The 9,083-nt window shown below is 47.5% G+C and carries 15 protein-coding genes; 13 read left to right on the forward strand and 2 right to left on the reverse strand.

The genetic code is table 11. From position 1 onward, the window contains the following. Positions 1 to 15 precede the first annotated feature (15 nt). Positions 16 to 1,305: an arsenite efflux transporter membrane subunit ArsB gene (gene arsB / locus OGY67_RS21110; RefSeq protein ID WP_038641369.1), complete on the forward strand. Its 1,290-nt coding sequence runs from the start codon at positions 16 to 18 to the stop codon at positions 1,303 to 1,305. Between the two features lie 12 nt (positions 1,306 to 1,317). Further along, positions 1,318 to 1,743 carry a glutaredoxin-dependent arsenate reductase gene (arsC, locus tag OGY67_RS21115; RefSeq protein ID WP_038641366.1) on the forward strand — a complete coding sequence of 142 codons (426 nt, stop codon included), beginning with the start codon at positions 1,318 to 1,320 and terminating at the stop codon, positions 1,741 to 1,743. A gap of 67 nt (positions 1,744 to 1,810) precedes the next feature. Here the strand turns inward: arsC and OGY67_RS21120 are convergent, their stop codons facing one another. After that, positions 1,811 to 2,107 carry an ArsR/SmtB family transcription factor gene (locus OGY67_RS21120; protein WP_038641364.1) on the reverse strand — a complete coding sequence of 99 codons (297 nt, stop codon included), beginning with the start codon at positions 2,105 to 2,107 and terminating at the stop codon, positions 1,811 to 1,813. Positions 2,108 to 2,207: 100 nt separating this feature from the next. Between OGY67_RS21120 and OGY67_RS21125 the strand changes: the two genes are divergently transcribed. The 7 genes from OGY67_RS21125 (at position 2,208) to OGY67_RS21155 (ending at position 6,467) form a co-directional block, all read left to right on the forward strand. Then, entirely contained in the window at positions 2,208 to 3,299 is a 1,092-nt protein-coding gene (locus OGY67_RS21125; protein WP_044700597.1) for a permease, read from the forward strand. A gap of 286 nt (positions 3,300 to 3,585) precedes the next feature. After that, positions 3,586 to 3,819, forward strand: a complete 234-nt coding sequence (locus OGY67_RS21130) for a DinI family protein (protein ID WP_044700595.1) — start codon at positions 3,586 to 3,588, stop codon at positions 3,817 to 3,819. Positions 3,820 to 3,864: 45 nt separating this feature from the next. After that, the gene (locus OGY67_RS21135) at positions 3,865 to 4,110 is read left to right on the forward strand and encodes a hypothetical protein (protein WP_071681812.1); all 246 of its coding nucleotides are present in this window, start codon (positions 3,865 to 3,867) and stop codon (positions 4,108 to 4,110) included. Positions 4,111 to 4,239: 129 nt separating this feature from the next. After that, positions 4,240 to 4,440, forward strand: coding sequence for a hypothetical protein (locus OGY67_RS21140; RefSeq protein WP_044700593.1), 201 nt, complete (start codon positions 4,240 to 4,242; stop codon positions 4,438 to 4,440). A 2-nt stretch (positions 4,441 to 4,442) separates the two neighbouring features. Beyond that, entirely contained in the window at positions 4,443 to 4,802 is a 360-nt protein-coding gene (locus OGY67_RS21145) for a RusA family crossover junction endodeoxyribonuclease (protein ID WP_044700591.1), read from the forward strand. Then, positions 4,799 to 5,839 (forward strand): DUF968 domain-containing protein, encoded by a 1,041-nt coding sequence (locus tag OGY67_RS21150; RefSeq protein WP_046670521.1) that lies wholly within the window; start codon positions 4,799 to 4,801, stop codon positions 5,837 to 5,839. Before OGY67_RS21145 ends, OGY67_RS21150 begins: the two co-directional genes overlap by 4 nt. Positions 5,840 to 5,852: 13 nt before the next feature. Beyond that, complete coding sequence (locus OGY67_RS21155; RefSeq protein WP_044700635.1) at positions 5,853 to 6,467, forward strand: hypothetical protein; 615 nt, start codon at positions 5,853 to 5,855, stop codon at positions 6,465 to 6,467. Between the two features lie 752 nt (positions 6,468 to 7,219). Here the strand turns inward: OGY67_RS21155 and OGY67_RS21160 are convergent. Then, positions 7,220 to 7,594, reverse strand: coding sequence for a FlxA-like family protein (locus OGY67_RS21160; RefSeq protein ID WP_044700589.1), 375 nt, complete (start codon positions 7,592 to 7,594; stop codon positions 7,220 to 7,222). Positions 7,595 to 7,738: 144 nt separating this feature from the next. Between OGY67_RS21160 and OGY67_RS21165 the strand changes: the two genes are divergently transcribed. The 4 genes from OGY67_RS21165 to OGY67_RS21180 all read left to right on the forward strand — a co-directional run. Then, positions 7,739 to 7,927 carry a hypothetical protein gene (locus OGY67_RS21165; RefSeq protein ID WP_044700587.1) on the forward strand — a complete coding sequence of 63 codons (189 nt, stop codon included), beginning with the start codon at positions 7,739 to 7,741 and terminating at the stop codon, positions 7,925 to 7,927. A 153-nt stretch (positions 7,928 to 8,080) separates the two neighbouring features. Further along, complete coding sequence (locus OGY67_RS21170) at positions 8,081 to 8,359, forward strand: phage holin (protein ID WP_003832349.1); 279 nt, start codon at positions 8,081 to 8,083, stop codon at positions 8,357 to 8,359. After that, positions 8,331 to 8,879 (forward strand): lysozyme, encoded by a 549-nt coding sequence (locus tag OGY67_RS21175; RefSeq protein WP_046670524.1) that lies wholly within the window; start codon positions 8,331 to 8,333, stop codon positions 8,877 to 8,879. The genes OGY67_RS21170 and OGY67_RS21175 overlap by 29 nt, the downstream gene beginning before the upstream one ends. Further along, positions 8,876 to 9,083, forward strand: a 208-nt coding sequence (locus OGY67_RS21180) for a DUF2514 family protein (protein WP_286497487.1), incomplete at its 3' end; no start/stop codon positions are given. The genes OGY67_RS21175 and OGY67_RS21180, both read left to right, overlap by 4 nt.

Raw genomic sequence — 9,083 nt, forward strand, 5'->3', positions numbered from 1 at the left:
CTGTCAGGAGGGTGTATGTTACTGGCAGGCGCTATTTTTGTCCTGACCATTGTCTTGGTTATCTGTCAACCGAAAGGATTAGGGATCGGCTGGAGTGCAACGCTGGGCGCGGGCCTGGCTTTGATTTCTGGCGTTGTGCATATAGGCGATATTCCGGTGGTGTGGAATATCGTCTGGAACGCGACAGCGACCTTTATTGCGGTGATTATCATCAGCCTGCTGCTCGATGAATCAGGCTTTTTCGAATGGGCGGCATTGCATGTTTCACGCTGGGGTAACGGTCGTGGCCGTTTGCTCTTTACCTATATCGTCCTGCTCGGCGCAGCGGTGGCGGCACTGTTTGCCAACGATGGTGCGGCACTTATTTTGACACCAATCGTTATTGCTATGCTGCTGGCATTAGGATTCAGCAAAGGTACCACGCTGGCATTCGTCATGGCAGCCGGGTTTATTGCCGATACTGCCAGCCTGCCGCTTATCGTGTCGAACCTGGTGAATATTGTTTCGGCGGACTTCTTTGGTCTGGGATTCACCGAATATGCATCGGTGATGGTACCGGTCGATATCGCCGCCATTATTGCCACACTAATTATGCTGCATCTGTTTTTCCGCAAGGACATCCCGCCAACTTACGATCTGGCCCTCCTAAAGAAACCAACAGAGGCAATAAAAGATACGGCTACATTCCGCACTGGCTGGATAGTTCTGATTCTCCTGCTTGTTGGTTTCTTCGTCCTCGAGCCGCTCGGTATTCCCGTTAGTGCGATTGCAGCGGTTGGGGCGATAATTCTGTTTGCAGTGGCGAAACGAGGCCATGCCATTAACACTGGTAAAGTGCTACATGGTGCACCCTGGCAGATCGTCATCTTCTCATTGGGGATGTACCTGGTAGTTTACGGTCTGCGCAACGCAGGGCTAACCGAATATCTTTCAGGTGTTCTGAACGTGCTGGCTGATAAAGGACTCTGGGCCGCGACGCTGGGTACTGGCTTCCTGACGGCTTTCCTGTCTTCCATCATGAACAACATGCCTACCGTGCTGGTTGGCGCTCTTTCTATTGATGGCAGTACCGCAACCGGCGTCATCAAAGAGGCGATGATTTATGCCAACGTGATTGGCTGCGATCTGGGGCCGAAAATCACACCTATTGGTAGCCTGGCAACGCTGCTCTGGCTACATGTACTTTCACAGAAGAATATGACCATCACGTGGGGATACTATTTCCGCACCGGGATTATCATGACTCTGCCTGTGCTGTTTGTAACGCTGGCAGCGCTGGCGCTACGTCTCTCTTTCACTTTGTAATGAGATACTGATATGAGCAACATCACCATTTATCACAATCCTGCCTGCGGCACGTCGCGTAACACGCTTGAGATGATCCGCAACAGCGGTAATGAGCCGACCGTTATTCTTTACCTTGAGACTCCACCTTCACGCGATGAGCTGGTCAAACTCATTGCTGATATGGGCATTTCCGTCCGGGCGTTACTACGTAAGAACGTCGAGCCATATGAGGAACTGGGTCTTGCCGAAGATAAATTTACTGACGACCAGTTAATTAACTTTATGTTGCAGCATCCGATCCTGATTAATCGCCCCATCGTTGTAACACCGCTGGGAACCAAACTGTGCCGTCCTTCTGAAGTTGTTCTGGATATCCTTCCTGATGCTCAGAAAGGGGCTTTCGCCAAGGAAGATGGCGAGAAAGTCGTTGATGATGCAGGCAAAAAATTGAAATAAGCGACAGGAGAGCCGCCTGTTATTTAGGCGGCTCCTTTATCAAATAAAAACAATGGATTGCCTCGATTTAAATCTTTGGACTGTTGATGCAACATTCTTCGCGTAGAAAATCAATAATCGACTCTAACTTGTCATATTGAGAAACGCAGATTAAGGAGCGGCTTTCGCGATTTTGTTTGACCAGACCTACGGAAACAAGAGCGGATATATGATGACTCAGTGTTGAAGATGGAATCGCAAGTTGTTTTTGTAGATCACCTACAGGTAAACCTTGTTCACCGGCTTTAACAAGGTGTTTGAAAATAAACAAACGTGTTGGATGTCCTAATTCTTTCATAGCTTTAGCTACTTCTTCTAGTTGCATGGTACCTTCCTCATCTATTGATATTTCGATAATACCAGAAATATGTTGATCTAACCTCAATAATTCGATTATTCTAGAAATATGGTTTATAGGGGGGTTCATGAATAGCTGGATTTCTATGTTTACTAACGCGGCAGAGATGTTCTTGTTTCTTGCTGTCGAGTTGTCTGCGCTTTTTTTTCTGATTAGTGCGGGTGTTAGCCTTATCAGGCAAAAAATTCCGGACCAAAAGATTCAAAGAATGTTAGGGGCGAGAAAGGGGAGAGGTTACATACTTGCATCGCTGTTAGGAGCTGTAACACCGTTTTGCAGCTGCTCTACAATTCCCATGTTACGCGGACTGTTATCAGCAAAAGCAGGCTTCGGTCCAACACTTACATTCTTGTTTGTTTCACCTCTGCTTAACCCGATAATCATTGGTCTGATGTGGGTTACTTTTGGTTGGAAAGTTACCCTGCTATACGCTGTTATAGCTGCAACAGTTTCCGTACTGGCAAGTATTTTGTTAGATGTGCTTGGTTTTGACCGACATATTGTCGAAACATCAAAACCGCTGGCTAGCTGTTGTGGTGTTAGCAGTGGAAAAACTCCTGAAACTAAACTACAGAGTGTTTCAGCTTGCTGTTCTGTATCAAATCAACAGGACATAGGGGCTAATAGTTGTTCTAAACCACAAGAAACGTTTAAGAGTTTCTCAGCATTTCGGGGCACAAATTGTGAATTGAGCTGCGAGACGGGCCAAACAAATAAACAATTCTTCCCGAAAAGTGTAGTAAGAGAGCCTGGTGCGATACGACTGGCATTTCAGGATGCCTGGACTCAATTTAAAGATGTATTACCTTATCTGATGTTAGGTATTGTTATAGGGTCGTTTATCTACGGTTTTATACCTGCAGAGTGGATTGCTGCTCATGCTGGGAATGATAATCCGTTTGCGATTCCACTAAGTGCAATTATTGGAATACCGTTGTATATACGTGCTGAGGCAGTAATTCCGTTGGCATCAGTCTTGATGGATAAAGGCATGGGAACGGGAGCAGTAATGGCTCTGATTATTGGTAGCGCAGGAGCTAGTCTGACGGAAGTAATACTGCTTAAATCAATGTTCAAAACACCCTTGATTGCTGCATTTCTGACCGTTATTTTGGGCATGGCGATTATTATGGGATACCTGACACAGTTGTTATTTTGATTGGGTATGTTAGACAGAACCTGAAAAAGTTGCAGGGGGAGACGAGCATATGAAAGTTGCGCAATCAATCCCAATCAAAGCAGTTATCCAAATTTAAGGACGTTGATATCTCAATACTTACAATGGTGTCAAAACAACAAGTCCTCATTGGATTGAACCCGCTTCGGCGGGTTTTTTTTGCATCTCATTTATAGGCTAAGGTTAACAATTTGTGCTCTTAAGTCATTGATCATTTCAATGTATCGGTGTACTGTACAAATATACAGTATATGCAGTGGAGGCTAATATGAAAGTTGAACTCACCATTGATCGTACTAAAGAACTTCCAAAGGGAGCAGTGCCGGCGCTGGAGAAAGAGTTACTTAAAAGGTTGGGTAATCAGTATGAGAACTGCAGCCTGAGCATACGTCGTACAGGCTCTGATGGCTTAAGTGTTCTTGGTGGTGACAAGGAAGATAAAAAGAAAATAGAGACTATCCTCCAGGAAACCTGGGAAAGTGCTGACGACTGGTTTTATTAATTATTTTGGGTGTTACTTTTATCCCGTTTGCATGGGGGAGTTTAAGTGAAAGAAAAATTAGGATTGCCCAAAAAAGGCTACGCAGTCATCAGATGTCACGATGGAGTCATCGTTGCCAGGCTGCAATCATTTCCTGAGTGTGAGCGCGCCCTGATGTACCGTCGCGGTAGCATGGTGTCTTTCATGCCTCTTCAGGATAATGAAATTATTGGTACACCTACGTTGTTTACCCAGATGCTGGAAAGGGCTGGTTATCGCGTTACCCAAAAATCTGTTACACTCCCGTCATAGGCCTGAACAACCTATACCTGCTGCGCCACAGGAGAAAAGCCCCATGGCGCAAGATCAATTCAAGCAATCCCTCATACTGACGTTAACCAACGCCAGCGATTTTCTTTTTGCCGCATCCAGAGGTGCGTTATGAAGAAAAGCTGGTTTCAACATACACAACTCACCACTGAGCAGGCTGACGAACTGGAAGCCAGCTATAAAGCAAAGCAGATTAAGACCGAGCGTAGTCTGGATAATGACTTTATTCACTGGACGATCAGCGCGTTCTTGCCGGAAGCATCTAAGCCTCCTCGCCAGGACAGAACCTGGCAACAGCGGATCTGGAGGTGAATGTGAAAGTCTACGATATCACCCCAATGGGCAAGCCCCGAATGACGCGCGCTGACAAATGGAAAAAGCGTCCTGAGGTTCTGCGTTACCGGGCTTTCTGTGATGAAGTTCGTCTGCAGGGTGTTGAGCTGCCGGAAAGCGGTTCGCATGTCACCTTCATGCTTCCGATGCCAGCGAGCTGGAGCAAAAAGAAACGGGCTGAGTTAAACGGTAAACCACACCAGGCTAAACCCGATTTCGACAACATGATGAAAGCGCTGATGGATGCCATTTACGAAGATGACGCTCACATCTGGGATTCACGCGTCACTAAATTATGGGGAGAGAAGGGACAAATAATTATCGGGGAGATAGCAGAATGAGGGCGCTGCTGAAGCCGGTGGTTGCGCGTGAGCTTGGAATTGTGCTGCTCAAACCGGGCAGTGAGCTGATGTCATTATTCAGTTGTGAACGTGTGCTGGTGGAAAGCCAGCCGGCAAGCATGGAAAGGTTGCCTGCTGGCCGTGTTCCTGACGTTCGCCAGCCACTTGCCAGTGACGACTCCCTGAAGCCGTTCTTCCTGGATGAAAAAGTTATTAAGGCTGCTGGTGATTTGAGTGGCCTTGATTACTGGCTTCTGCGTTATGGCGGTAGCTGCTGCCAGTGGCCACACAGCGATTACCATTATCACGAGCTAACCACTCTGCGTCATGAACCTGGATCGGTTCTCCTGTGTGGACATTGTGATAACCATTTGCGTGACCACTACAGCGAACAACTTTCAGAGCTGGCGAGACGTAATGTTGTTAACTGGATTATTAACAGCATCATGGTGGCGCTGAATATGGATTCTTCCAGAGAGTTGTCGCTAGCGGAGCTTTGCTGGTGGGCTGTTCGTATGGGGATTACCGACGTAATTCCCGAATCAGTAGCCAGCCGGGCGCTCCGTATTCCTTCGGAAGAACATCAGTCAGTCATGCGTGAATGCGATATCAAACCGGGTGTAACCGCCACCAGCATCATTACAGCTAAAGCCAGCACAATACCCGTGAACTTGCCACCAGCGCAGGTACCTGCGGTTAAGCCCATAGTTGGTGTTCTGGTCGATCCTGAGTCCCCGCAAACCTATATGAAACGTCCAAAGCGGGTCCGCTGGACGGCCCCCAGGTATCTGGAATGGATTAAAACACAACCCTGCGAATGCTGCGGTAAACCATCAGATGACCCACACCATTTAATTGGCTGGGGGCAGGGAGGAATGGCAACAAAGGCGCATGATATTTTTGCGATCCCCCTGTGCCGCCAGTGCCATACAGAACTACATAACGACCCGGTGAAGTTTGAGCAAAAAAATGTTCCTCAGCCGGTAATGATAATCAGAGTGCTGGATCGGGCTTATGGGCTCGGCGTTCTGGCGTAAGGAGATGAACAGGATGACACCACGTCAACGCCGCAATCATTTTGAAGCACTTGGTAAAGCCGCATCAGCGCCGCGTAAAAGCTGGCTGGGTAAATGTATCCTTCTTACGGGGATCCAGTCCGGATGGATTAAATCCTTGCTCACTACCTGGGGGGAAGGGGTGGGAGGAAAAACAGCACCACGTATGCCGCGAGGACACGCGTGCTGGAATGTGCTTAAGGGACGGAACTGGTCAGATAAGGCGTTAGAACGCTTCACCGCAGCGTTGAACCAGGCTCGTGAAGAGGGATTCCGTGGACAGCAGGCGATGAACAGGGCACATAGCATTCTCTGGCCACAGTCAACTGCCAGTGTGATTGATGAAGCTCTGCATAATGATGATGTCGATTTTGTTGAACAATGCGTATTGCAGGCGCTGGATATAAACGATCCGGTTTATGTTGTTGGTCTTCAGTATTACACCACCCGAAAAAAAATATCAGACATAACCCGGGAGCTGCAGGCGATTGCGCCATGGTTAACCGACGGGGAGGCGAGAAAGCGTGTGCGATGGTGCCTGGAAATATTCAGAGCAAAAACATTCCTTGCGGTTCGTAACCAGATGAGAGCTGGGTTAGAGGATGGTTAGTCATACCAAAAGAGGAGCTGACCGGGAGACTAATGAGTCTGTAATTCGAAACAAAAACCCCGGTCAGTAGCCGGGGGAACTGGCTATTACTGACGATTCTGTTTAAACCGCTCATAAATCTTAATACAGATAATAGCAACGGCGTAGAAGGGCCACAGAATGGAGGTTATCACCGTATCAGCCAGGTCAAATTCGAGGCCGTGTACTCTATCCCCACGAACTAACAAAGCAAACATTGCGATGAAACCCGCGATATATATGGCCAAGTAGTGATAAAGGCTCATGATAATTCCATTTATTAGGTTTTGCCCTGAGTCTACGTGCGATAACCACACAATTAAAATTGGTATTACAGATCAATTTTCATTTATCGATCGTTCAAAACGATCGTTTTGCAACAAGTAGCTCATTGATTGAACGATATTTGTACAAAATGGCAGCGGGAATTAGCTATAAGTGCTTTATGACGTAAAAACGTTTGAAAACGGGCCAACAAAGTGAATAATTAATTCATGCTTGGCAGAGCTGCGCCACGATGGCAGCGACGAAAAGCGAACAATTTGAATATAACGAAAACCCCGCCAGCGCGGGGTTTTTGCTTTCCGGCGATACGACAGGGGTATTCGCGAGGTGTATTACACCAGTACCCCTGTCATATCGCCGAGCTGAAATCGTTAACTTGAAAACAAGTTCTCACAATGCTCAATGCTTTGTCGTTTCTAGCTCAGAGGAAAAATGAGAGGGGGCAACTGCTAAACGTAGACATCAATATTTTTAGTATTATTCCCTGCAACGTTCGAACTTGATTTGTCACTTACCGTAGGTAATGCTTCCGATACCATTTGGTTTTTTTCTGCTTCTTGTTTTTGTAATTGAGCAATTTTTGCGTATATAGACTCGATTTGCCTTTGAATCATCTCCATCTGCTGTTTAAGCAGTTTTGCCTCATCTTCGGAGGTTACTTCATTTATTTTTGAACCCATGGCGCTGAGTTCTTTTGTCAACTCTCCAATTTGTTTTTTCAGGTTTTGAATTTGTTGTGAAACAGAGTTGCCAGTACTTGAAGATGTTTGTTTTACTGTGCTTTGCAGTATGTCCTGACCCAAAGTGCTAACGGTCATGCTCATGGTGGTTCCTCCGGCCTTACATTTATTACCCATTATCGTCATCTTTCGAAATTACTTTATTAGCAAAGGTTAAGTTGTGGTTTCCTGCACCACAGCATTATTTGTGCCGCTCTATACTATCTGCTGAGTATCGCGGAGGAGCTTATGAAAGAGGGCTATTACTGGATTCAGCATGTTGGCATTGTACAGGTGGCGTACTACACGAATGACACTGTTGATGATCTGGAGACGGGTAAAACAATCACAGGTGTCTGGCATCTGACCAGAGGCGATGACATTTGCCATAACGGTGAAGCAGAGGTGTTAGAAGGTCCTCTCTCTCCACCATTGTAAACAACTGTACTTACTTCGAGGCTGCCGCATGGCGGCCTTTTTCATTTCAGGCTCACGGGAATCATCCGCTACGTGCTTTGTTGATAAATCCAGCCCGTGAAGCCTGACCCTTTAATCACACACAGCGCCATCCGAAGAATCGGAGGTGAGGCTATGACCAGAATGAGCACCATTTACAGCAGACTTTCATATGGAACAGGAACCACGCTGACCGGTTGCGGTGTATCAGCGAAGGCATATGCCGAAACAGCTAAAACAGCAAAAGAGGTGTCCTGGATGTTGGCCGACAGAATTGCAGGGTTAAGCCTGAGCGACTGGGCAATTATTGTCGGTATCGCATGCACTGTTATCACCTGTGCAGTGAACTGGTATTACAGGAAAAAGGAAAGGGAGGACCGGCTTAATGGCAATGTCACCAAAGCTGAAGAATAAACTGAGCGCAGCGGTCGTTGGTCTGATTCTTGCGGGAGCCTCCGCGCCAGTTATTCTCGATCAGTTTCTGGATGAGAAAGAGGGTAATAGTCTGACGGCGTATCGCGACGGCGGAGGGCTCTGGACGATTTGCCGTGGCGCCACGATGGTTGATGGTAAGCCAGTAGTTCAGGACATGAGGCTTTCTGCTGAGAAATGTGCCCAGGTAAACGCCATAGAACGCGACAAGGCGCTGGCATGGGTTGAACGAAATATAAAAGTTCCGTTGAGTGAGCAGCAGAAGGCAGGTATCGCTTCTTTCTGTCCTTACAACATTGGTCCAGGCAAATGCTTCCCGTCAACGTTCTACCAGCGTATCAACGCCGGAGATACAAAAGGGGCATGTGAGGCGATCCGCTGGTGGATTAAAGACGGTGGCCGCGATTGTCGTCTGACCAAAGGCCAGAAGAATGGTTGCTATGGACAGGTTGAACGACGAGACCAGGAAAGTGCACTGGCGTGCTGGGGGATAGACCAGTGAGCCTGCGCTATCAGTTTATTGCCATTTCTCTGCTGGTGGCCATCGCATTCATCGCGGGTAGTGTATGGAGCAGCCGCGGCTGGGAAAAAAAGTGGGCGGAACGTGACAGCGCGGAATCATCGCGAACAGCGAACGCGCAGACCGCCGCCCGCATGATTGAGCAAGGGCGCATAATTGCCCGTGATGAGGCTGTAAAAGATGCAC

Source organism: Citrobacter sp. Cpo015, from assembly GCF_030333035.1.
Lineage (GTDB): Bacteria > Pseudomonadota > Gammaproteobacteria > Enterobacterales > Enterobacteriaceae > Citrobacter > Citrobacter portucalensis.

Excerpts from the sequence above, each read along its gene's own strand:
- arsB (WP_038641369.1), top strand. The coding sequence starts at position 16 with ATGTTACTGGCAGGCGCTATTTTTGTCCTGACCATTGTCTTGGTTATC.
- arsC (WP_038641366.1), top strand. The coding sequence starts at position 1,318 with ATGAGCAACATCACCATTTATCACAATCCTGCCTGCGGCACGTCGCGT.
- OGY67_RS21120 (WP_038641364.1), bottom strand. The coding sequence starts at position 2,107 with ATGCAACTAGAAGAAGTAGCTAAAGCTATGAAAGAATTAGGACATCCA.
- OGY67_RS21125 (WP_044700597.1), top strand. The coding sequence starts at position 2,208 with ATGAATAGCTGGATTTCTATGTTTACTAACGCGGCAGAGATGTTCTTG.
- OGY67_RS21130 (WP_044700595.1), top strand. The coding sequence starts at position 3,586 with ATGAAAGTTGAACTCACCATTGATCGTACTAAAGAACTTCCAAAGGGA.
- OGY67_RS21140 (WP_044700593.1), top strand. The coding sequence starts at position 4,240 with ATGAAGAAAAGCTGGTTTCAACATACACAACTCACCACTGAGCAGGCT.
- OGY67_RS21150 (WP_046670521.1), top strand. The coding sequence starts at position 4,799 with ATGAGGGCGCTGCTGAAGCCGGTGGTTGCGCGTGAGCTTGGAATTGTG.
- OGY67_RS21155 (WP_044700635.1), top strand. The coding sequence starts at position 5,853 with ATGACACCACGTCAACGCCGCAATCATTTTGAAGCACTTGGTAAAGCC.
- OGY67_RS21160 (WP_044700589.1), bottom strand. The coding sequence starts at position 7,594 with ATGAGCATGACCGTTAGCACTTTGGGTCAGGACATACTGCAAAGCACA.
- OGY67_RS21165 (WP_044700587.1), top strand. The coding sequence starts at position 7,739 with ATGAAAGAGGGCTATTACTGGATTCAGCATGTTGGCATTGTACAGGTG.
- OGY67_RS21170 (WP_003832349.1), top strand. The coding sequence starts at position 8,081 with ATGACCAGAATGAGCACCATTTACAGCAGACTTTCATATGGAACAGGA.
- OGY67_RS21175 (WP_046670524.1), top strand. The coding sequence starts at position 8,331 with ATGGCAATGTCACCAAAGCTGAAGAATAAACTGAGCGCAGCGGTCGTT.